The sequence below is a fragment of the Cerasicoccus maritimus genome, assembly GCA_031296935.1.
GTDB classification, from domain to species: Bacteria; Verrucomicrobiota; Verrucomicrobiia; order Opitutales; family Cerasicoccaceae; genus Cerasicoccus; species Cerasicoccus maritimus.
On the sequence record JAVDPD010000026.1, the window covers coordinates 63,516 to 84,772 of the forward strand.

The window sequence follows — 21,257 nt, forward strand, 5'->3', positions numbered from 1 at the left end:
ACTCAACTGGTGCCACTCAGCGAGGGCAATCCCTTGATTCAACAGGGATAATTTCAAAAGCTTAGTTTCGAAATGTATGTTTTTGGCTCAAATAGCCAATTCGCGAGTTGGTGTCGCGTGGCGGTCAAGGGCCTCCAACGCCATTTGACCACTGAGTGCTGCGCCTTCAATTGTGGCGGGTAAACCCGTTTGAATCCAATCGCCAGCGAGCCAGACATTATCCCAGGGGGAATCGTCGGTTTTGGGGCGACGTCTTGCCGTGCTGGGGCGTGCGGCAAATGTGGCGTCCTTGCTTTTATAGACCAACGAACGCACCACAATCATCTCTTTAGATTCAGGGAAATAGCGCTCCAGCTCATCGCTTAGCTTATCTATTACTTCATTGCTCTTGAGCTCTAGCCACTGGTCCGCAGCGCTAACGATAATCGCATAGAGGTGCTTGCCTTGGTGTTCGGGCGTCAGGCTACCGGTGCGATCAAAAATCCAATGGACTGGCGAATCCAATAAGCCTACAAACCCAGTCGGGTGCTCAAAGAGTGATCGATCGACTAGAAGATGAATACTGAGTATGGAAGCTGAGGGAATGGCCGAAACGCGGTTCTTAACGGCAGTGCCAGCGGGTAGCAAGCGACGTAGCGCAGTCCAGGGAAGTGCGGAAACGTGGACATCGCCTTCGATCCGCTCCCCCTTGCTGGTCACCACGGCCTTGGCCTGATCGCCCTGGCAGTCAATTTCAGTGATCTGCGCTTTGCGGCGCACGCTGCCGCCAATGGCCTCCAGGTATAGCTGAGTTTCGGGCTCGAAGACTTCAGTCAGGCCAACGTTGGCCAGGTAGATTGCCGAGTCGTCAACCGTGCCAAACAATGACCGCTTAATCGTCTCAAAGAGCAGGTTCGCGCAGGCGGTCTTCAGTGGCTCATTGAGCGCAGCAACACAGAATGGCTCCCAGAGCGCGCGCATCGCGCCTTCGGTCTGACCGTTTTCAAGCAGCCAGGATTCTGCGGTTTGGCGATCTGCTGGTTGCGCGCCAATCCGCATTTTTGCGCCAAGCGCCGTGATTGCCATGCGGTCTTTGCTGTTTAAGGCGGAAAAGTTAAAGAGTCCGCTCAGCAAATGGAAGGGCGCAGGAATGTCCTTGGCTGCGAGTTCAGACCACTGGCCGCCTGGGCTTACATAAGGAACGCAAAGACGCTCCTGACGCTCGAATTTATGCTCTATGCCTAGGCGCTCGGTCAGTCCAAGGAATGCCTTGTAGCAGCCCATTACGATGTGGGCGCCATTGTCGAGCGTCAGTCCGGTGGGTGCGTCATTCAGGCTATGCGCACGACCACCCAAATAAGATTTGGATTCTAGCAGAATGGGCGTAAACCCGGCATAGCCCAACTCTACAGCGGAAGTGATGCCCGCGATACCCCCACCCCAGACAATCGCAGTGCCCGTCTCGTGAAAGACTGGCTGTGGTTTTTTCAGGCTCTTAAGCGTACGCCAGATTAGGTGGATTTTCCGGCTTTTCGAAAGGCGAACTCGCTCGTTGGTCAGCTTAAAATCACGGTCGGCAATCTTATCGAGAATGTCCTCGTAAACCGCGCCCATAATCAGCGCAGCTTTTAAGTGCTGACGATCCGACTTGGGTAGGAGACGGCGCGCTTTGTTGAAGAAATGCTTGCAGCGATAGTGGCAAAGTCGGAACAGTCGTTGGCAATTTTCGTTGTTCGAAGGATCGGCGAAGTCCTCTTCTTTGACTCCGAAAGCGCGTAGTTCCGCTTGGGGCAGATAGACCCGGCCCATCTCGTTGTAGTCCTCGACAACGTCGCGCAGGATGTTGGTAAATTGCAATGCGTAGCCGAGTGTTTCGGCATATTCATCGATCTTAGGGTGGGTGCAGCCGAAAATGCGAACCGACACTAGTCCAACGGCGGAAGCTACGCCGTAGCAATATTTTTGGAGGTCCTGAAACGTCTCGAAACGGCGACCACCGATGTCCATCGACACGCCATCAATAATCGCGATGAGGTCTGCCTGGCGAATGTTGAAATTGCGGATGACAGGTGCCAGCTCGGCGGCGAGCGCTAAATTGGTTTCTCCGGCGTAGCAGGCTTGGATTTCTTTGCGCCAGGCATCGAGTTCGATGGCCTTGTCTGCATCCGGTTTTTCCGTGTCGTCGGCAATGTCGTCTACGATACGGCAAAAGTCGTAGAACACATTCATCGCCTCGCGACGCTCCTTTTCCAGCCAGAGCAAGGTGGTCGCCAAGTTCGAGGACTTGCGGGCTTGTATTGCCTCTGCGGAGTTGGAAGCCGGTGCAGCGGGTGGGGGCGTAGCAGTTGCGTCAGCCATTTAAGGGGCGATATCGATCATGGTTACGTCGCTACTGCTGCTTTTCACGGGTGAGTGCATCGACCATTGCGTCACTGATATCTGACTGAGAAAGCTTCAACTGCTCGGCAATTTCATGGATGGTGACCGACTCAATGTGGCGAATAACTTCATCGGCGCGCGACACGTCGATCAAGACCCCCAGTGCGTCCATGCGCTCCTTTTGAGTGGTGACTTCGTAGAACTCGCGGGCTAAACGCAGCAAGTCGACTCCCTGAGCTTCCTCAGAGAAAGCAATCTGGGTCAGGAACGAGGCTTCGTTCTTGGAAAGGTTCCAGCGGCTTGCAACAGCCTTTTCGATCACTTCGATTTCCGAAGGTGCCACTTCTTCGTCGGCATTAGCAACACGAGCGAGCAGGGCACCGAAGAGAATCAGACGCTGCTTTTCCTGCTGCGAAATCTCCAAGTCGATGTCCTGTTCGGCAAAACGTTCTTCGAGGATGATCAGCAACTGTAAGCGGTCGCCTTGTCCCAATTTGGTGATTTCATCTGGGCGGAGCGATTTGCGGATGGCGTGGTCTCGGCGCTTGAGTGATTCGCGAATGGCGTCGGAGAGACCGTCGAGATCCACTTTGTCTGTTTCCTTGCGCAGGATGTAGGAGACTTCGCGAATAGCGCGCTGCTCCTCGGTGGTGATGACTCCGTCGGCCATAAACACGCGATTGGTGGCTTGCGTAATGAAGTCGCGGTCCGCGTCGCTATCGACCATATCATGAAGCTCAGACAGCAACTCTGCGCGCTCATCGTCATCGATGGGTGACCCCATATATTTTTCCAATTCTGCCCAGGCAGCGTCATCGATGCCGGGGAGGTGAAAAATAATGTCTTTGAGGCAGTCAATCTCCTGCGGCTGGATTCTACCATCCGCCCATGCGGCGGCAAACAGTGTTTTGCCGAGGATCAGGGAGAGTTGCTTATTGTGGCTCATCGTTTCAGTAGAATTTCCTCCAACGCGTATTTGCTGATGGGGAAATTGGCAACCCTAACCAACCCGTTGCGAACGGTGAAGCTCTTTTTTACCTATTTCATCCAAAAACAATGGACGGATTTCGCAATCAAAGAGGGAGTAAGGCGCGGGCAAGAAGCGCGAGTTTATCGGATTTCTGGATTTTAGGACGCTGCTGCAAGGTGTTGTAGTCCAATTGCTTAATCTTCTTCAGGATCGTAACGCCGCCCAGCCAGGTTAGGCGAATCTCCAAGCTGAGAGGAAAGGGGAGCTCCTTGGCTAAGGGCTTGCCCTCATCGAAAAGCACCTGAGCCTTTTTTACTTGAAATTTAATACACTCTCGGAGCTCCGGGCTTGTTGTTTCAGCCTGAAACATCTCCTCGGTGACACCGTATTCTTCCCAGTCTTCCTCGGGGATGTAGATGCGACCGTCTTTGCGGATGTCGACGCCAACATCCTGCCAGAAGTTTGCCAACTGCAAGGCGGTGCAGATGTTGTCGGACCACTCAAACAGCTGCTCATCAATGTGGTTGTGGAGAATCAGCACCAAGCGCCCCACCGGGTTGGCGCTGCGGCGGCAGTAGTCGAGCACGTCGACGAAGGTCTCGTAGCGCAGCTTGATACAGTCCTGCTTGAAGGCGCTGAGCAAGTCCGTGAATAAATCTGCCGGTGCGCCGGTGCGGGCAATGGTGTCCGCGACGGCGATGAAGATCCATTCTGTTTCCGGCTTCAGCGGCTTGCCGTCGATCGCAGCGAGGAGCTCGCCTTCGTAAGCGTGCAGTTGTTCGACGCGTTCTTCGGGCGTAGGCGCGCCGGGTTCGCCCCAGCCTTCGTCGGCCAGATCGTCGGCATAGCGGGCAAAGGCATACACCGCAGCAACATAGGGCTGTATCCTTTTGGGGACAAGGCGGGCCACCGGGAAGTTCTCATAGTGACTCCGGGTCAGCTCCAAGCAACGGCGATAGGATTCTTTAACTGTCATCAAAGTAGCAAACTCGGCACTTAAAGCGCGGGATTTCAAAAGGGCAAAGTCAAAAAATGAAAACCCTTGGCGCACCTGGGCAGCGAAGTTAGGCTTTTTTACCTTTTCCTCAGGGAAAACCTTTTCTATGTCTTTCCGCTTATGTTTTTGCTTTTTCTACGCTTCAAGCAGAACCGCTTATGGAATTTTTTCCTGACTGCGTCGCTTTTTCTTGCCGCAGCCAATGGCGTATCGGCTGAGTTTGTGGCGGCCCAAGGGCTGATTAAACCGCAAGGCGGCCTGATCCACGTGGCGGCTCCGGCTGGTCAAACTGGTCAGGCGATCATTCAGGAACTCAAAGTGAAAAACGGTGATGAGGTTAAGCAGGGCCAAACCTTGGCTTTCCTGGCCAACCGCCCCGCCATGCAGGCCGATCTGAGTGCAGCGGAAAAACAAGCTGCCAGCGCGCAAGCCGCCGTGGCGATTATCGAAGCGCAATTGGACGGCATCGATGCACAGGTAAAAGCAGCCGAAGCCGAAGTGGCCGCAGCCGAGAGTCAGTTATCGCGCGTCAATGCTGCGGTGGCGCAAGCACAGGCTGGCGTCAACCAAGCGCAGAAGGCCCGCCTAGAAGCTTTGGCCAAGCTGGACGCTGCGCAGTCGAAGATTTCCGGGACGAATGCGGCCTACCAAAACACCCTTGATGAGCTGGACCCGCCGCGACGAGAAACCGAAGAGATTAAATTTCAGCAAAAGCTGCTCGGCGAAGAAGAGCGCGAGCTCTCCGCATCGCGTCCGGCGACATCTGCGCGTTTGGATGCCGAGGTGACATCTGCCGAAGCCGCAGTCGCCGTCGCACAAGCCGAAGCGGAATCCATCAACGCACAAGCCGCCAGCGCGAAGGCAAACATCGCCACGATTGAGAATCAGCGCGCCGTGTTGCAGGCTGAACTCAAGCGAGCGCAGGCCGCGGCTGAAGCTGCGGAAGCGGGCGTCGCTCAAGCCCGGGCCTACCTGGATATGACCGAGGTGCTGGCACCGTCCGATGGCGTTATCTTGCGTCTTGGCGCGCGTGCCGGCGAAGTCGTTGGCCCGGCCGGCGTAGTTGCGATGGGGGACCTTTCGACGCTGGTGGTGGAAGCCGAGGTTTATATCGACGATGCACGTAAGGTGAAGGTTGGCCAAACCGCGACTCTGAAGTCAGATGCCTTTAAAGAGCAATTGCAGGGCAAGGTCATTGAAGTTGGCCAGCTGGTGAACCCGCAGTCGGTTTTCAGCAATGATCCGCTCGAATTCAGCGACAAGCGGGTGGTGATTGCACGTATTCAAATTGAGCCAACCTCTGGTTGGGCGCCGCCAATTGATTCCCAGGTGATTGCACGCATCGAGGTAACCAGCGCTCAGTAGATCATGCCGCTACTCAACAAACTGGTTCCCTTGGGGATTCCGCTGGCTTGGCTGAATCTAATCAAGGAGAAGAAGCGCTTTTTCGCAGCGGTGGCGGGCATTATTTTCGCGGTGACGATGATGCTCTACCAGATGGGCCTCAAGACGGCGATGTTCACGCAGGTCGTCTTTCCACACCTGATGCTGAATTGCGATTTGGTCATCACCAGTCCGCAATACGAATACTTTGGCATCAGTCGCGGCTTCACTGAAAAACGCCTCAATCAGGCCTTCGCGTTGCCGCAGGTGGATGACGTTGCGCCGTTGTATCTGGTGAATCTGCCGATCAAAAATCCACTGACCAAGGTGAACCGCGATATCTTTATCATTGGGTTTGATCCGGCGGACAAGCCGTTCTCCGACGAGGCCATCGAATCCCAGCAAGGCTTGTTGAAAATTCCAGGTCATGCGCTGTTCGATGTGCGCTCGCACGCCAAATTTGGTCCCATTGTGGACTTGCTGGAGGAGGGGACCGTGACCACCGAAACCAATGGCCGCGCCACGGAGATTGTGGGCACATTTGAGATGGGCACCACCTTTGCCGCGGATGGTAACTTGCTGGTCAGCAAGCAGACGTTTTTTGAGATTTTCCCGGGCCAGAATCCAAACCTGCCTGCCGTAGGCTTGATCACACTTGAGCCTGGCTCCGATGCCAATGCGACAGCGGATGAGCTGCGTGCGATGCTGCCGCAGGACGTGAAGATCATGACGCGCGCTGAGTTTATCGACAACGAGAAGCGCTATTGGGGCGAGCGTACGCCGATTGGTTTTGTCATCTCGGCGTCGATGGCGGTGGCAATTATTGTGGGTGCGGTGATTGTTTATCAAATTCTCTACACCGACGTGACCGACCACTTGGAGGAGTATGCGACGCTCAAGTCGATTGGCTTCAAGGACAGCTATTTCATCAGCCTCATTTTGCAGGAGTCGGTAATCCTCAGCGTGCTGGGATTCATACCCGGCGCGGCGTTCACGGCGGGCCTGTATTATGTGACGCGAAAAGTGGCCTACATGCCGACGTATTTCCAGTGGGATAACGCGGGCATCGTCCTGGGGCTCACCATCTTCATGTGCATCCTTGCCGGCGCCTTGGCGACCCGCAAGCTGCGCCACGCCAACCCTGCGGATATCTTTTAAGCGATGTCGGTTATTCAAATCAAAGATTTGCGCTATTCGTTTGGGCATGGGGAAACTCGCCAGGAGGTGTTGCATGGCATCACTGCGGATTTCACGCAGGGCGAAATCACCATCATTGCCGGTCCATCTGGTTCCGGGAAAACCACCTTGCTCAAGCTGATCGCCGGCCTGCGCACCATTCAAGAAGGCAGCATCGTGATCGATGGCCAGCCCTTGGAAAGCTCGACGCAAAAGCAGTTGGTGAACGTGCGTCGTAAGATCGGTTTCATCTTTCAGAGCCACCACTTGATCGGGTCGCTCAGCGTCACGCAAAACGTGATGATGCCGCTGACCTTTGACCCGAAAATGACGGCGGCTAAAGCACGTGAGCGCGCCTTGGAAATCCTGCACGAAGTGGATCTGGATGACCACGTGAACAAAAAGCCGGAACAGCTTTCCGGCGGGCAAAAGCAACGTGTGGCGATCGCGCGCGCCTTGGTTCACCGTCCCACGATCATTCTCGCGGACGAGCCGACTGCGTCGCTGGATGGACCGACTGGCCGTGAGGTGGTCAGTCATTTGCAGCGCTTGTCCAAGGAGTTTGGCAATACGATCGTGATGGTCACACACGATAACCGTATCCTGGACGTCGCGGACCACCTCGTTACGCTGGTTGATGGGAAATTGAGTGATCACGAACCGGAGATTGGCTCCGGCTTTTAAGTTTTAGCAGCTTCCAGAATGAGCCTTTCGGCAACCGCATTTGCGTGGATTTTGACGGCCCATGCGAGTTAGCGTTATTCTTGTCAGATCACAGAAGCTGTGTCATCTTCTCTGTATGCGATCGTTAATCGTCATCTTTACGAGTGGGTTGTTGCTTGGGGCTATTGCTGGTTTGACCGGCTGCGCGAACGACGTTCCCGTTGCGGACAAGTTCGAGCTCGCTGGAGCTCAGACTCAGCGCGCGGTGGTTGGCTATGAAAAAGTCGATTACGAGTATCCGATCCGTGTGCCGGGCTCGAATCGCTATGTGACGATGAAGTCCAAGGAGCCTCTGGATGAGCCCCCGACTTACGACGACTACCTCGACTGGAAAGCTTCCCAGCAGTAGCCAATGGCCGAAGATGCTTCAGCTCCACTCAAGCAACGTGGTTTGAGGGCGTTCGCGCTGATCCTGCTCTTGGGCTTTCTGTATGCGGTCGGCTATTGCCTGTGGTATGCTGGTACGCCAATGGGCGCGCATCCAGTCTTGGATGGCAAAGAAAACCTGCAGCTGGCTTGGTCGATTGCCGATGGAGCATTGCCGCGCGAGCCGATGTATCGGGCGCCGTTGTATCCGTTGATGCTTTCCCTGGGCGTGGGCCTTGGGCTGCCGGAAGCGCTTTGGCCCGACTTTGCGCGATTGATTAATTTGTCGTCCTGGCTGGTGAGCCTGTGGCTGGTTTATCGCTTGGCAGGTGCGCTATGGAATCATGAGCGCGCTCAGCTTGTCGCAATGGCGATCTGGGCGTTTTATCCGGTGGGGCTCTTTTTCATCGGTGATCCATTAGACATCACGCTGAGCATTGCCTTGCTCTTGGCGGGGCTGGATCGCGCGGTGAGCTTTATCCGAACTGCTGCCGCTCAATCTGCGCTGGCGTCTGGCTTCTTATTGTCCTTGGCCGCGCTGGCGCGTCCTCAGCTTTGGGCCATTACTTTGACGATGCCTGTCGTGCTGGTGTTGATGGCATACTTTGGGCCACGCGCTACGCCGGTTGAGCCTGAAGTCGGCAAAAAACAGCCAAGGCAACCGCCGCGGTGGACTGTTTTTTTGGCGTTCGTGGGCTTGGCCATACCGGCAGTCCTGATGGGCGCATTCAATCAAAAGCTCTCTGGTGAATTCGTGGTGATGCCTACGCAAGGAGCATTTAATTTGTGGGCAGCCAATAAGCCCGGATCCCACGGTAAGTATTTTGCGCAGACCATCGAAATATATCAGGGCGATCAGCATCGGAATCCGGCGCGAGTCGAAGCACTGCACCATTATCTTGAAGATCGCGGCGCCGATGCATCTCACAGTTGGAGAGATATCAATGACTACTGGCGCGAACGAACCCGCCAGATGATTTTGGAAGATCCGCTTGCATTCATTGGTCGATTAGCGCGCAAAGGCTACTACCTGCTTAATCAACATGAGCAGTACAACAACAAGACCTACTCTGTGCATCGTGAACTTTCGCCTTTTTTGCGTTTCAATTATTTGGGGTGGGGGATTTTGTTGGTTGCGGCAACGCCATTGGTTTTCTGGGGGCGCAAGAATCCGCTGGTGCTAACTGTCTTGCTCACCGCGGTTATAGCATACTCTGGAGGCCTGATCCTGACTTATGTGAGCGCGCGCTTTCGCCTTCCGCTGGCTCCAGTATTGGCCATTGTGGCCGGAGGCTGGGCAACAGCGCCTTGGCGTATGCTATCACGCAAATGGCTGGTCGCCGTAGGCGTAGCGATGGCGGCTGCGTCGCTAATGGCGTTCTCTTCCTTTTGCGCGGTGCGCGAACCACCAACGGAGGTGCAGGATTATCTGCTGCTCGGCTATGCGGCCCTCGACGCACAACTGGATGACGAGGCATTGGCTTGGGCCGATCAGGCGCTTTCTGTTGATTCAGATCGAGTTGCGGCGCGGGAATTGCGCATCGTGGCAATGTTCAATCTTGATTTAGCGACACTGATTGACACCGGCAAACGACCGAGCGGAGCTGAGCTGAAGCAGCGTCTCGATGACGCGCAAAGCTTGGCCAACGTATCACCACGCGTCTTATACATTGCGGGTGTTTATGCCTGGTGGAATGCCGATTCAGCAACGGCTATCAGCTACTGGCGTATGCTGCTGGTAAGGAATGACTCTGTCTCGCAAAGCGCACTAACTGGGCTGGTGATGGCTGGCGACCAAACCGCTATGGTCAAACAGGCATTGCAACGGCTTCCTGATAATGATCGCAGCCCAAGTTTACAAGTTGCGCTGGCATATAAAAGCGGCGCTCCGCTCAATGCTCAGGGGCAGGAACTCCTGCAACAATTGGAGCTCCTCTACGGCCGGAATTAATCGCCGGGCTTATCCAATAGTGGCACTGCGGAATCGCCGCGAAAGCGATCTCCACCTAATGGGTTTTCCAGAAAGAACTGCTGCGACGAGAATTCCTCGTCTGCTTTCGTGCGACGAACCGGATTGTAAGCGCCGTTCGGTTTGAGGATTTTTGCCGTCGTATCCTTGAGATACTGTGGGAGAATTTCTTTGACGATGCGGTCCTTCAGTTCGGGATCGAGGACCGGAAAGACGCACTCAATGCGACGGAAAAAGTTGCGCGCCATCCAGTCGGCACTCCCGACAAATAATTCTGACTCGGCCTCGCCGTTTTCAAAATAGTAGATGCGGCTGTGCTCGAGGAAACGACCCACAATGCTGCGCACACGGATGTTTTCACTCATGCCATTTACGCCGGGCACGAGTGCGCAGATGCCGCGGATGATCAGATCGACCTGCACACCGGCGTTGGAGGCGGCATAAAGGTTATTGATCGTTTCTCTCTCAATGAGGCTATTGCACTTGGCAATGATGCGGGCGGGCTTGCCAGCCTTGGCGTTGCGAATTTCGCGTTTTATGCGCTTTTGGATATCTGAGTGCAAATTGAATGGCGCGACAAGCAGGTGTTTGAACTGCGGTTCCAGCGAAAAGCCGGTCAGCGTGTTGAAGAGGTCCGCGACTTCGCTCGTGAGACGTTCGTTGGCAGTGAATAAACTCAGGTCTGTGTAAATCTTGGCAGTCTTGGGATTGTAGTTACCGGTGCCAAGATGCGCATAGCGGCGCAGGCCTTTTTTCTCACGGCGCACGACGAGGCAGCACTTGCAGTGTGTCTTGAGGTGAACGATGCCGTAGACGACGTGCACGCCGACTTCTTCCAGTTCGCGCGCCCATTGGATATTGTTGGCTTCATCGAAACGGGCCTTCAGCTCAACGAGCGCAGTGACCTGCTTGCCGTTCTCACAGGCGCGTTTCAGAGCGTTGATGATCGGCGAGTCGCCGCTGGTGCGGTAAAGCGTCTGCTTGATCGCGAAGACTTTGGGGTCGTCGGCGGCCTGATTCAGAAAGTCCACGACCGGCGAAAAAGAATCGAAGGGGTGGTGAAGCAAGTAGTCCCGCGCGCGGACATTCTCAAAAATATTTGCGGTGGCCGATAGCGCTTCGGGGAGGAACGCCTGGTGTTGCTTGTCCTTCAGATCGGGGCGCTCGATCATCGAATAAACGCTCATCAGTCGCAGCAGGTTAATGGGGCCGTTGATCCGGAAAACATAATCGGACGGCAGCTCATTGGCCTTGAGTAAGCTGTCGAGCATCTCCTCGTCCACATCGTCTTCAATCTCCAAGCGGACGGGGTCGCCTTTGCGCTTTTTGTTCAGCTCTTCCTCGATTTTGGTCAGCAGGTTTTCAACCTCTTCCTCGTCGATATACAAATCGCTGTTGCGGGTGATGCGGAACGCCCACGCCCCCTTCATGCTGTAGCCGGGAAACAGCTCATCATCAAACATCTTGATGAGGTCGCTGAGGAAGATGTATGTCTGCTCCTTGGCGCCTTCGACATCCACATGAATGACCCGCGGCAAAATGCGGGGCACGGGGATGATGGCCATGTGCGCTTCCTTGCGCCCGCGGCCAGGCTTGGTCAGCTTGACGAGGATGTTGAGCGACTTGTTGACTAGCTGCGGGAAGGGGTGTGAAGGGTCGATCGCCATCGGTGTCAGCACCGGATAAACCTGCTCGGCAAAGTAGTTTTTTGCCCAGGCAAGCTCCTTGCGGGAGAGCTCTTTGCGCCCCTTGAATACGATGCCCTGCTGCTTGAGTTGCGGCACGAGTTGCTCGCGCCAGCAACGATATTGCTCCTTCACCAATGAAGCGGTGATCGCATGAATACGGCGGAGTTGCTCCTTGGGGCCCAAGCCGTCGAGGCCTACTTCGACCACGCCGGATTCCACTTGCTGCGCCAGGCCAGCGACACGAATCTCAAAAAACTCGTCGAGATTGGATGCGACGATGGAGAGGAATTTTAGGCGCTCCAGCAAGGGTTGCTGCTGGCAGAGAGCTTGATCGAGAACGCGGCGGTTAAACGCCAGCCAGCTCAATTCACGGTTAAAGTAGGCAAGTTTCTTGGTGTTCTTAGCTTTGCGTTGAAGGGCCATGAGGGAAACTTAAAATCCTGAACAGCAAGCAGTTTCAGGCAAGGCTAAAAGTATTCTGGATGGCCAGCTTCAGGCGTGCTGTAAATAAGATTGATTAATCACATGCGTAAGTTACGCTTGGCTGTGTCATGAATACTACTCCTGTTATCCTCAGTTCCTTGTTAGTTGCATCGGTGGCGTTCGCCGATTCACTTTCCTTCACCCCCTCTCAAGACGCGTCGATTATGTCGAATGACACATCCGTCAGCGTTGGCGACTTATTCGGTGGTTTCAATTCCAGTGGTCAGGAGAGACGTCCGCTGTTACAATTCGATTTAAGCTCGATTCCGACGGGCTCAACCATCAACAGCGTATCGTTGACATTGAATGCAGCTCAGATGAGGGGCACGCAAACTTTCGGACTACATGCGCTGACAACTGCCTGGACAGAGGGAACGAATACCGGCAGCGGTGGACAAGGTGGCATTGGTACAGCGCCAACTCCGGCAAATTCAGTTGCGTGGGCTTCACCTTGGAGCACGCCGGGAGGAGACTTTGGTGTGGAGCTCGATAGCGTGTTCGTCAACTCCACCGGCGATGTCGTGTTCAGTACTGGCTCATTGCTTAGTGCAGTGCAAGGTTGGGTCGATTTGCCATCCAGCAATTTGGGCTTCATTTTAGTTGGCGCAAATGGCGCTCCTCAAAACGCCGTCCGCTTCGGCAGCAGAGAAGAGGGCGTGGCGCCCGTGCTGGATGTCGACTTTACAGTTGTCCCTGAGCCCAGGTTTTATGCGCTAACCGCCGCAGCTCTTTGTCTGGCTATGGTTATCATTCGTCGCAGGGCCATTCGTTCAGCTTAAAAGCTGGGGCAATATGTCGAAGTGGATAACGGGTTATGCTTGCGCGCGCTGACGAGTGCTGACTCTAATGTCGGCATCGTGAAAGCCCTCCTGATTTCTGGCCAGTGCCCCTACAATATTCATCAGCGAAACAGTCTACGCGAAGCGGGCGTTGATGCGGAGATTTTTGAGGATTGGGGCATCCATTTGTCCGACCACCTCGATGCAATTCTAGCGCATGCGCCCGACGTCGTCCATCTGCAATGGCCGGAGTCCATCTGCCGCCACCGCGACTTGCCCGAGGAGCAGATCCTGAAGGAGTTCGCCACGACGCTGCCGAAGTTTCGTGAAGCTGGCATCGCGGTCTTTTGGACGATGCACAATCTGCTGCCACATGATCGGGGCAAGGAAACCTTCTGGCGTGAGGTTTATCTACTTTTCGCGCAGCATTGCGATGTCTGCTGCCATCATTCCGAGTGGGGCAAGCAGCGCGTGCTGGAGACTTATCATTTTCCTCATGCCAGCCATGTCGTTCTGCGTCATGGGTATTTTCACGAAGATATATTTCCATCAGCGCCCAAGGAGGAGGCGCGCCAGCGCCTAAATTTGCCGGATGACGCGAGTGTTTTCCTGAACGTCGGAGCCATTCGTCCGGACAAGCAAATTGCCGAACTGTTGGATGCCTTCACAGGTCGCACGAATGAAGTGCTGGTCTTGGCGGGCGCCGCGAGTGGCCAATACGCAGCACAGCAAATCGAGCGCGCCTCCACGATGGATAACGTCATAATCCATGCGGGCTATACGGATGACGAGACTGTCTGCCTACTGGCAAATGCCGCTGATTGTTTCCTGTTCATGCAGGGGGACTGCCACCTGACCTCGGGTGCGCCGCATCTTTCGCAAGCCCACCAGCTGCCGCAGATCACGTTGGATTATCCGTACGCGCGTGAAGTGTTAGGCGACGCTGCGATCTACATCCCGGCCAATAATCAGCGTTTTGAAAAACTGGGCCAGTTGCTGGATTCGCTGAACCGCGAGCAGTTGGCGCATTGCCGCGAAATGATTTTGCAAAGGCGTCGTTTGTGGCACTGGAGCGTCATTGCTGCCGAGACCAAGCAAGCCTACGAAGATGCAGTCAGACAGGTGAAATCAAAATCTGCGCGGACATAGGGGAGGTGACATCTTCGTGACGTCGGCAATCTGTGGTTGTGTTCAGCTGATCATTCACCCAAGAAAGCCTAATTCTTCGACGGCACTAAACCTCGCCGAGATGTTGGAATTTATCGCACTCATTTTCTTTTTGCTGATCTCTGCGCTGATTTTCGCGTGGATTGAGATTAACACCGAAGGAACCGGTGGCGCTGGCTGGGCGGAGGACTTGCCAACCTGGCGCATCGACCACCCACTGGTCGTCCTCATTTGGAGTGGACGCCCGCTGACGGGCTATCACTTGTCGATCTTGATCTTCATGCTCGTCATGGTCCATTTTCCGTTCTTTGTCGGTTTGGACTGGACGCCGGCAGCCGAGCGCAAGGTTCTCGGCTTCTACATTTTATTTTGGGTGCTGGAAGACTATCTGTGGTTCGTCATCAACCCGGCTTACGGCATAAAACGCTTCCGCAAAGAACTCATCTGGTGGCATGCGCCGCGCTGGTGGATGGGGGCTCCGCTGGACTACTGGGTCTTTACGCCGCTTGGCATTATTTTACTGATTAGCGGATATTTTTAAACATCGCTTTCCAATCCCCATTCACTATCTCTAACTGAATCTCGATTGTGGCCTCAAAGAAACTCAAATTCATGTTCATCGTGCAGGGGGAGGGGCGTGGGCACTTCACTCAGGCGATGGCGCTTCGACGCTTGCTCGCGAGTCATGGGCACGAGGTGACCCAAGTGCTGGTCGGCAAAAATGACCGCCGCGACATCCCGCAGTTTTTCAAGGACGGCATTCACGCGCCGGTGCGCATGTTTCGCAGCCCAACCTTTGTGGTGGACGCCAATCGCCGGGGCATTCTGATCGGGCCTACGATCTTCAAGAACCTGCTCCGTCTGCCGCTCTACATCAAAAGCTTCTTTGTGATTCGCCGCCGCATTCGCCGCCACAAGCCGGACGTGGTCGTTAACTTTTATGAGTTGCTGGCGGGATTGTCATTCATGGCGTTTCGCCCACGCAAGACGAAGATCATGTGCGTCGGGCACCAGTATTTGCTGCATCATCCGGAGTTCGAGTTTCCGCCCGGGAAGGTGATGGACCGCACCATGCTGCTCTTCAATAATTGGATGACGGCTTTTGGCTCGGATAAACTCTTGGCCTTGTCCTTCCGTGAGATGGATGACTTGCCGGATCGAAAGATTTTCGTGATGCCGCCATTGCTCCGCGACGAAGTCATCCAGCTCGATCCAAAGCCCGGCGATTTCATCCTGCTCTACATTTTAAATGACGGCTACGCCGAGGAAGTCGCAAACTGGCAGAAGCAAAATCCGCACGTGGTTATTCATGGATTCTGGGATCGCTCAGGCGCGGAAGAGATGGAAGAATATCAGCCCAATCTGTTTTTCCACAAGCTCTCGGGCGTGAAGTTCCTGGAGCGCATGGCAACCTGCAAGGCCTTCGTTTCAACGGCGGGCTTTGAGTCGATTTGCGAGGCAATGTATTTGGATAAGCCCGTGTTGTTGCGTCCCACCGGCGGCCACTTCGAGCAGCAGTGTAATGCCATCGACGCGGTGAAGGCCGGCGCCGGCATGGCGGCCGAAGCCTTCCACCTCGACGAGTTTATGGAGTTCATTCAGCAAGACCGTGCGCCCAATGCCGCGTTTCGTAACTGGGCTCGCCGCGCTGACCAGCGTTTCCTGGAAATGCTCACTGGTGAGCCAGCTGTAGAACAACCGGGCGGCGAAACGGCCGATGCCCTGCGCCCGGCTTCACAGTAGTGCTTCAAGATTGCTAGGCAGCGCTAGATCACTAAGGTGACTTGCATTGTGAGTGAGCTTCCTCGTATCTATCTAGCGCGTCATGGTGAAACCGCGTGGACAATCAGCCGACAACACACTGGGCGCACCGACTTGCCGTTGACTGACGGTGGCAGGCAGGAAGCTGAGCACGTGCGCGAGCGTTTGGCTGACCGCTGCCAAGGCTGGGATTATTGTCCAATGCCAGAGCACGTTTTCAGCAGCCCGCTCAAGCGCGCAAAGGAAACGTGTGAAATCGCCACGCGGAGCCAGCAAATCGAGTTGTGGGACGACCTCATGGAATGGGATTACGGCGACTACGAGGGTCTGAAAACCTGCGACATTCTCAAGACCAATCCTGGCTGGAACATTTTCAAGGATGGCTCACCCGGCGGTGAATCCATTGCCGATGTCGAAGCACGCGCAGACCGAGTGGTTGCTCGTTTACGTGAAATCTCAGAGCCCGAGGCATTTGTGTTTTCGCACGGACATTTCTTGCGCGTAGTCATGGCGCGCTGGTTGAAGCAGCCCGTGTCCAGTGGTGCGTTTTTCGTGCTGTCAACAGCGGCAGTCGTGGTCCTTGGTTATGAACACAACCTGGATGAGCCCTGCATTCGTTTTTAAATTAGCCGGGCATGGCGACACCGGCCTGTAGGTCGATGGCCGAGGCAAAGCCGCGCGAGAAAATGACCTTGGTCAAATCGGCTGAACGCCCGGTGTTGCCGATGAAGGCCGCATGGAATTTGACCGGGAAGCATATGAATTCCAGCAGGGCGAGACGCAGGTCAAAGAGCGCCTCTTCCCAATAGTAATCCGTCACGCCTTCAGCGACGAGGGCACCATACCAAGCGCGGAGGATTTCAATTTCATGCCCGCGTCGTCGGTCGGGCAGGGCGCTGGCGGCCATGAGGCGGGCAATGTCGAACACGCCCATGCTGCGGGTGGCCAACTGCCAATCTAAAATGATGACTTCGGTTTGCGCGCCTGATTCATCGAAGAGCAGATTGTCTTCACGGAGGTCGTTGTGGACGATCGTTTTCGGCCGGTGCGCGATCTCATTAAACATCCACGGGATGTGTTCCTTCATCCGCCGCCCGAGGGCTTTGCCTTCTTCGGGTATCAGGTGCCCAAAGTGCTTTTCGCAGGAATCCCAGTTGGCGTCAAAATCAAGCTCGATGTGATTCGTTTCCGGCATCCAATCGAGCTGGCTGAGCGCATCGTTGTCCCAATATTTCGCCTGCACGCGTCCGATGATGGCCGCAGTCGCGAGCACGAGATCAAGATCCATGCCTTCGACTTGGTCGCCAGGACGGCAATTCGATAAATCTTCCATGACGATCACCATGCTTGGCGGCTGATCGACGGTGTAGTAAATTTTCGGTAGACGTGCATCGATCTGTGGCGCGACATCGCGGTAGAAACGAATTTCACGCTCGAAGGCTTGTGTCTCTTTGCCGATCTCCCGCAGTTGCTCATGCTGGGTTTCTATTTTGATGACTACGGCGGAAGGAGCCCCTGGCTCGGCATTGTCATAGGTGAGCCCGAGGCGGGCAACCACGCTCAGGAAGCCGATATCCTGCCCCAGAATGCGCGCGTCAACGTTGGTGACTGTCGAGTTGGCAATGGCGTTGCCCTCGCAGAGAATGTGCGTCACCCAATCGGGCGTAACTTCGGCAATGGAGTTCGGTACCGGATACTTCATAAGCAGCAGTGGAGATTAGCGAGCGATAGACAAGCCACTTTGTGCTGGGCTCGCAATTCAATTATGCCTGTAGCACCCTTAGCTCGTAAATTGCGGGGCTTTTGTCATCCCCCAAAATGATCTCATTGACGGGTTTACTCAGGCGGCAAACGAGCATGCCATCATCCTGATGCAGACGCCGACCATTGACCATCGTGCCCCGGCGCGTCTTACGGTCGCGAATCCAGACTGCGCCGTCTTCCTGCTCTATGGAAATGTGGTTCTTGGCGACTTGGCTTGGATCAATATTGATCAGCGAAAGGTCGTTTTTCTGGAGGATGTCCGCTCCACTGCTGCCAGACCGACCAACTCGGAAAGGGAACTTGGAAATCGGCACGCGCGGTTGCGCCATCGACCGCTTGGCTTGCGGCGATTTGGGGATGAGCACCATGCCGGTTCCAATAAAACGACTCCCAATGGAGCGCGTTGGTGGAGGCCGCGTTGCCGAGCCATTTGTGCGTTGAGCCAGTTTTTGGCTCAGATCAAACAGCTTCTCGTTCGAGGTGCGCAGGCGGTCGATCAAGCAAGCAAGGTAGGGCGCCAACACCACTGGGTTAGTGAAAAAAGTCTCGGTAAAATCTCCCGGCTCCATAACTTCCAGATCGCAGTCTTCTACTACGGTCACGGTCGCCGACCGCGGACTTTCATCGATCATGGCCATCTCTCCAAAGATGTCTTCTTCGCCAAGGGTGGCGAGAATCATGTCTTTGCCATTGCCATCATCGATGCCAATTTGAACCTGCCCGGAAACGATCCGGTAAACATCCTGTGATTCATCTCCCTGACGAAAGATGACTGATCCAGCAGCATAGCGTCTTCTTTCCATGAAAGGTGACTTATAGCATAAGTTTTATTGTAGATTCAATTCTGCGGAGGTCCTTTTAAACCCTAGATACGAGCTGGGAATAGGACTATGGCGATTCGGGAGTCGCTACTGGAGATCAAGCGTTCGTTGCTTGCCAAATGCTTCTGATTCCGCCATATTGTTGATGAATGCCTGAAAAGGAACCCTGGCGCTACTGTCTCTGCGAAGCACCTGAATTGAGTGATTGTAAAGCTCGATTGCAGGAGTGGTTGCTTGCGCGTCAAACTCCAGTAAACGCATTAGAAGATGCGCTATTAGTAGTTGAAGAGGTTGTTGGCAACGTCCTTCAACACGGTACACGCAAGGGCGACCAGTCGATATGGCTTGAATGCGATGTGAATAGCGCCGTTCGTCTGACAGTCTCCGACTTCGCCGAACCTTTTAATCCACTGACCGAGATACCACCTGCCGACATTGCGGCGGATGATGCATCGCGCATGCAAGGCGGATTTGGTTTTTTTATCGTTCTGGAGTTGTCTGAACACATCGAATATCATCGACGAAATGATCAGAATATCCTACACATAACGCTGCCTGCATTCTCTACTGTATCGTCATGAAATTAAATATTGATTCCATCGAGTTATCGAATGGTCGTATCACCTGCTTCCTGAATGGTGTGTTGGACACGAACACTTCGCTACAATTTGATGAGTATATCCACACTCGACTTAGCCCAAAAGTCAAAGCGGTCGCACTCGACCTAAAGGACTTAAATTACATTTCGAGCGCTGGCTTGCGTTCATTTGCCAAACTGCGGCGCGAGATGACCAGCCGTGGTGGCCAACTGGTTTTTGCCAACTTGTCGCCTCAAGTGGAAAAGGTTTTCGATATTGTGAAAGCAATTCCGCTGCGCGAAGTCTTCAGCAGCACAGCAGAAATGGACGCCTACCTGAAGAATGTCCAGGAAGGCGTCTAACACGTCAGAGAGATTTGCTGGCGCGTGCTTTTAGACAGGCTCTAATTCGTAGCCGTCCTTGCTGTCCAGCACGACCCAGCCCGCATTTTGGATTTCGGCGCGGAGGGCGTCGGCGGTTGCCCAGTCTTTGGACTGCTTGGCCTCCCAACGCTGGGCAGCCAGCTGTTGAATGAGCTCCGGGATGTCCGCCTTAGGCGCTTCCGGCGTCGCATAGAGTTCCAAACCGAGGCAGTACATCAGGCCAGCCAACGAGAACAACTGGCCAGTGATCGCGCTCTTTTCAAAGGAAGGGTCATTCAAATCGCCGATCGAGCTGAAGATTTCGCCGAGTGCGCCGGGCACGTTTAAGTCGTCGCAGAGGCATTCCCAGGCGCGCACAAACATCCCGGTCGTGGTCAACGCCGTAGGTTTGCTGCACAAATCGCGGAATTCACTCTGAGTCATATCTACCAGCTCGAGGATTGGCTTCACGGCCTTTTCGAGTTTGGCCATTGCGCTAGCCGCAGCCTGCAAACCATTGAAGGTAAAGTTGAGCTGCGAACGGTAGTGGCCGTTGATCAGCACGTAGCGCACCTCCATCGGCGTGTGGCCTTTCTCGGCCAGGTCGTCGAGGGTGTAGAGGTTGCCCAGGCTCTTGGACATCTTTTTGCCCTCGACCATCAGGTGCGCGCTGTGGAACCAGTGGTGGCAGAAAGGGCGCTTGCCGTTGGCCGACTCGCTCTGCGCAATTTCGTTTTCGTGGTGCGGGAAGCAGAGGTCCACGCCGCCGCCATGCAGGTCAAACGAATCGCCCAAGTAGGCGGTGCTCATCGCCGAGCATTCGAGGTGCCAGCCAGGACGTCCGTCGATGGTTTCGCCGGTAGCAGGATTCTTGGGGCCGGTCCACTTGTTGTCGCCGTCTTCGGGCTTGTGCGCCTTCCAGAGTGCAAAGTCGCTAACCGACTCGCGGTCGTATTCGTCGGCGTCATTGGCTTCCCCAGCGCTGTTTTCGCCCTGGGTTTGCAACTGATCGCGGTCGAGGTGGGACAGTTCGCCGTAATGCTCGCAGGCACAGACCTTGAAGTAAATTGAGCCATCGCCGCCCACGTAGGCAAAACCGCCCGCAAGGAGGTCTTCCACGAGCTTCACTTGCTGCTCGATGTGTTCCGTCGCGCGCGGTTCGACGTCGGGTGCCAGGCAGTTGAGCGCATCGCAGTCGGCGTGGAACTTCTCGGTCCACTTGGTCGTAAACGCCTTCAGCGTTTCGCCGAGCTGTTGGCTGGTGCGAATCGTCTTGTCGTCAACGTCTGTGATGTTGCGCACATGAATTACCTTAATCGGGTCTTTGCTGGGATCCGCGTGCGCCAGAAAATCAGTTTCGATCACGCGACGCAGGACATCCTGCACGACGAAGGTGCGGAAGTTACCGATGTGCGCCGGACCATAAACCGTCGGCCCACAGCAGTAGAACCGGTATGTTTCACCGTCCGAAGGGACGAGCGTTTTCCGGGATCGCGAGAGCGTGTCGTTGAGTTGTATGGCCATGATGAACGCTCTAGAACACCCAATTTCGCGGCCAATTCAACCCCGAAATCCACCTTCATCGCGGCAGTCTGCACACGGAAGGCCCGCATTCGCCAAAGGTTTCAGTATCGCGGTCAGAGAGAGGCTTAGAGATAACATGAAGTTGCCGGGTTGAGCAAGGGCTGGACCCGGCAACTTCATGTTATCTCTAGAGCATTTGCACTTTAATTAGTCCGATACTTTGCATGTTTAAAATAAGCCCAGCAATCCTTACTGGTTAGTTTATTGAGAGCTTCCGCAACGACGTCTAGTAGTTGCTCAAAAGTTCTGGCCGCAGCGCGACAGATCATACTTTTGAGTTTGGAGAATGCGTTTTCGATGGGGTTGAGGTCCGGACTATATGGTGGTA

20 protein-coding genes are annotated in these 21,257 nt (G+C 54.8%); 12 read left to right on the top strand and 8 right to left on the bottom strand.

The window, feature by feature from the left end; translation table 11 throughout:
* Positions 1-87: 87 nt before the first annotated feature.
* The 3 genes from hpnE to hpnC form a co-directional block, all read right to left on the bottom strand.
* The gene (hpnE, locus tag RBB62_RS15455; protein WP_309399920.1) at positions 88-2,337 is read right to left on the bottom strand and encodes a hydroxysqualene dehydroxylase HpnE; all 2,250 of its coding nucleotides are present in this window, start codon (positions 2,335-2,337) and stop codon (positions 88-90) included.
* Between the two features lie 31 nt (positions 2,338-2,368).
* Positions 2,369-3,304 (bottom strand): tellurite resistance TerB family protein, encoded by a 936-nt coding sequence (locus tag RBB62_RS15460; RefSeq protein WP_309399921.1) that lies wholly within the window; start codon positions 3,302-3,304, stop codon positions 2,369-2,371.
* A gap of 127 nt (positions 3,305-3,431) precedes the next feature.
* Positions 3,432-4,304 carry a squalene synthase HpnC gene (gene hpnC, locus RBB62_RS15465; RefSeq protein WP_309399922.1) on the bottom strand — a complete coding sequence of 291 codons (873 nt, stop codon included), beginning with the start codon at positions 4,302-4,304 and terminating at the stop codon, positions 3,432-3,434.
* A 141-nt stretch (positions 4,305-4,445) separates the two neighbouring features.
* Here hpnC and RBB62_RS15470 point away from each other — a divergent pair, with 141 nt between their 5' ends.
* The 5 genes from RBB62_RS15470 (at position 4,446) to RBB62_RS15490 (ending at position 9,924) form a co-directional block, all read left to right on the top strand.
* Positions 4,446-5,690, top strand: coding sequence for an HlyD family efflux transporter periplasmic adaptor subunit (locus tag RBB62_RS15470; protein ID WP_309399924.1), 1,245 nt, complete (start codon positions 4,446-4,448; stop codon positions 5,688-5,690).
* A 3-nt stretch (positions 5,691-5,693) separates the two neighbouring features.
* A complete protein-coding gene (gene devC / locus RBB62_RS15475; protein ID WP_309399925.1) occupies positions 5,694-6,866 on the top strand; it encodes an ABC transporter permease DevC in 1,173 nt (390 codons plus the stop codon).
* A 3-nt stretch (positions 6,867-6,869) separates the two neighbouring features.
* Entirely contained in the window at positions 6,870-7,568 is a 699-nt protein-coding gene (locus RBB62_RS15480) for an ABC transporter ATP-binding protein (protein ID WP_309399926.1), read from the top strand.
* A gap of 115 nt (positions 7,569-7,683) precedes the next feature.
* Positions 7,684-7,956, top strand: a complete 273-nt coding sequence (locus RBB62_RS15485) for a hypothetical protein (RefSeq protein ID WP_309399927.1) — start codon at positions 7,684-7,686, stop codon at positions 7,954-7,956.
* A 3-nt stretch (positions 7,957-7,959) separates the two neighbouring features.
* Positions 7,960-9,924, top strand: a complete 1,965-nt coding sequence (locus tag RBB62_RS15490; protein WP_309399928.1) for a tetratricopeptide repeat protein — start codon at positions 7,960-7,962, stop codon at positions 9,922-9,924.
* On the opposite strand, the gene ppk1 is transcribed toward RBB62_RS15490, so the two are convergent.
* Positions 9,921-12,053, bottom strand: a complete 2,133-nt coding sequence (gene ppk1 / locus RBB62_RS15495) for a polyphosphate kinase 1 (protein WP_309399929.1) — start codon at positions 12,051-12,053, stop codon at positions 9,921-9,923. The two genes, RBB62_RS15490 and ppk1, sit on opposite strands and share 4 nt — an antisense overlap.
* A gap of 128 nt (positions 12,054-12,181) precedes the next feature.
* Here ppk1 and RBB62_RS15500 point away from each other — a divergent pair, with 128 nt between their 5' ends.
* The 5 genes from RBB62_RS15500 to RBB62_RS15520 all read left to right on the top strand — a co-directional run bounded on the left by RBB62_RS15500 (position 12,182) and on the right by RBB62_RS15520 (position 16,444).
* On the top strand, positions 12,182-12,892 hold the full coding sequence (locus RBB62_RS15500) for a DNRLRE domain-containing protein (RefSeq protein WP_309399930.1): 711 nt from the start codon (positions 12,182-12,184) through the stop codon (positions 12,890-12,892).
* A gap of 21 nt (positions 12,893-12,913) precedes the next feature.
* Positions 12,914-14,041: a glycosyltransferase gene (locus RBB62_RS15505; RefSeq protein WP_309399931.1), complete on the top strand. Its 1,128-nt coding sequence runs from the start codon at positions 12,914-12,916 to the stop codon at positions 14,039-14,041.
* Positions 14,042-14,141: 100 nt separating this feature from the next.
* The gene (locus tag RBB62_RS15510; protein ID WP_309399932.1) at positions 14,142-14,600 is read left to right on the top strand and encodes a hypothetical protein; all 459 of its coding nucleotides are present in this window, start codon (positions 14,142-14,144) and stop codon (positions 14,598-14,600) included.
* 47 nt (positions 14,601-14,647) lie between these two features.
* Positions 14,648-15,802, top strand: a complete 1,155-nt coding sequence (locus RBB62_RS15515; RefSeq protein ID WP_309399933.1) for a glycosyltransferase family protein — start codon at positions 14,648-14,650, stop codon at positions 15,800-15,802.
* 48 nt (positions 15,803-15,850) lie between these two features.
* The gene (locus RBB62_RS15520; RefSeq protein WP_309399934.1) at positions 15,851-16,444 is read left to right on the top strand and encodes a histidine phosphatase family protein; all 594 of its coding nucleotides are present in this window, start codon (positions 15,851-15,853) and stop codon (positions 16,442-16,444) included.
* A 1-nt stretch (position 16,445) separates the two neighbouring features.
* On the opposite strand, the gene RBB62_RS15525 is transcribed toward RBB62_RS15520, so the two are convergent.
* Both RBB62_RS15525 and RBB62_RS15530 read right to left on the bottom strand, forming a co-directional pair.
* On the bottom strand, positions 16,446-17,522 hold the full coding sequence (locus tag RBB62_RS15525; RefSeq protein WP_309399935.1) for a phosphotransferase: 1,077 nt from the start codon (positions 17,520-17,522) through the stop codon (positions 16,446-16,448).
* A 61-nt stretch (positions 17,523-17,583) separates the two neighbouring features.
* Complete coding sequence (locus tag RBB62_RS15530) at positions 17,584-18,387, bottom strand: cyclic nucleotide-binding domain-containing protein (protein ID WP_309399937.1); 804 nt, start codon at positions 18,385-18,387, stop codon at positions 17,584-17,586.
* A gap of 167 nt (positions 18,388-18,554) precedes the next feature.
* Between RBB62_RS15530 and RBB62_RS15535 the strand changes: the two genes are divergently transcribed.
* The gene (locus RBB62_RS15535; protein ID WP_309399938.1) at positions 18,555-18,986 is read left to right on the top strand and encodes an ATP-binding protein; all 432 of its coding nucleotides are present in this window, start codon (positions 18,555-18,557) and stop codon (positions 18,984-18,986) included.
* Complete coding sequence (locus RBB62_RS15540) at positions 18,983-19,345, top strand: STAS domain-containing protein (protein ID WP_309399939.1); 363 nt, start codon at positions 18,983-18,985, stop codon at positions 19,343-19,345. The genes RBB62_RS15535 and RBB62_RS15540 overlap by 4 nt, the downstream gene beginning before the upstream one ends.
* 30 nt (positions 19,346-19,375) lie before the next feature.
* Here RBB62_RS15540 and cysS read toward each other — a convergent pair whose 3' ends face one another.
* Together cysS and RBB62_RS20320 are read right to left on the bottom strand one after the other, a co-directional pair.
* Positions 19,376-20,869 carry a cysteine--tRNA ligase gene (gene cysS, locus RBB62_RS15545; RefSeq protein ID WP_309399940.1) on the bottom strand — a complete coding sequence of 498 codons (1,494 nt, stop codon included), beginning with the start codon at positions 20,867-20,869 and terminating at the stop codon, positions 19,376-19,378.
* 203 nt (positions 20,870-21,072) lie between these two features.
* Positions 21,073-21,257 (bottom strand): transposase (locus RBB62_RS20320; protein ID WP_425499900.1); only part of this gene is annotated, 185 nt, incomplete at its 5' end.

Bases quoted from the DNA above. Each gene is read 5' to 3' on its own strand.
- RBB62_RS15460 (WP_309399921.1), bottom strand. From the start codon at position 3,304: ATGAGCCACAATAAGCAACTCTCCCTGATCCTCGGCAAAACACTGTTT.
- RBB62_RS15470 (WP_309399924.1), top strand. From the start codon at position 4,446: ATGTTTTTGCTTTTTCTACGCTTCAAGCAGAACCGCTTATGGAATTTT.
- RBB62_RS15535 (WP_309399938.1), top strand. From the start codon at position 18,555: ATGCCTGAAAAGGAACCCTGGCGCTACTGTCTCTGCGAAGCACCTGAA.
- RBB62_RS15490 (WP_309399928.1), top strand. From the start codon at position 7,960: ATGGCCGAAGATGCTTCAGCTCCACTCAAGCAACGTGGTTTGAGGGCG.
- cysS (WP_309399940.1), bottom strand. From the start codon at position 20,869: ATGGCCATACAACTCAACGACACGCTCTCGCGATCCCGGAAAACGCTC.
- hpnE (WP_309399920.1), bottom strand. From the start codon at position 2,337: ATGGCTGACGCAACTGCTACGCCCCCACCCGCTGCACCGGCTTCCAAC.
- RBB62_RS15485 (WP_309399927.1), top strand. From the start codon at position 7,684: ATGCGATCGTTAATCGTCATCTTTACGAGTGGGTTGTTGCTTGGGGCT.
- devC (WP_309399925.1), top strand. From the start codon at position 5,694: ATGCCGCTACTCAACAAACTGGTTCCCTTGGGGATTCCGCTGGCTTGG.
- RBB62_RS15525 (WP_309399935.1), bottom strand. From the start codon at position 17,522: ATGAAGTATCCGGTACCGAACTCCATTGCCGAAGTTACGCCCGATTGG.
- hpnC (WP_309399922.1), bottom strand. From the start codon at position 4,304: ATGACAGTTAAAGAATCCTATCGCCGTTGCTTGGAGCTGACCCGGAGT.
- RBB62_RS15530 (WP_309399937.1), bottom strand. From the start codon at position 18,387: ATGGAAAGAAGACGCTATGCTGCTGGATCAGTCATCTTTCGTCAGGGA.
- RBB62_RS15480 (WP_309399926.1), top strand. From the start codon at position 6,870: ATGTCGGTTATTCAAATCAAAGATTTGCGCTATTCGTTTGGGCATGGG.
- RBB62_RS15500 (WP_309399930.1), top strand. From the start codon at position 12,182: ATGAATACTACTCCTGTTATCCTCAGTTCCTTGTTAGTTGCATCGGTG.
- RBB62_RS15540 (WP_309399939.1), top strand. From the start codon at position 18,983: ATGAAATTAAATATTGATTCCATCGAGTTATCGAATGGTCGTATCACC.
- RBB62_RS15510 (WP_309399932.1), top strand. From the start codon at position 14,142: ATGTTGGAATTTATCGCACTCATTTTCTTTTTGCTGATCTCTGCGCTG.
- ppk1 (WP_309399929.1), bottom strand. From the start codon at position 12,053: ATGGCCCTTCAACGCAAAGCTAAGAACACCAAGAAACTTGCCTACTTT.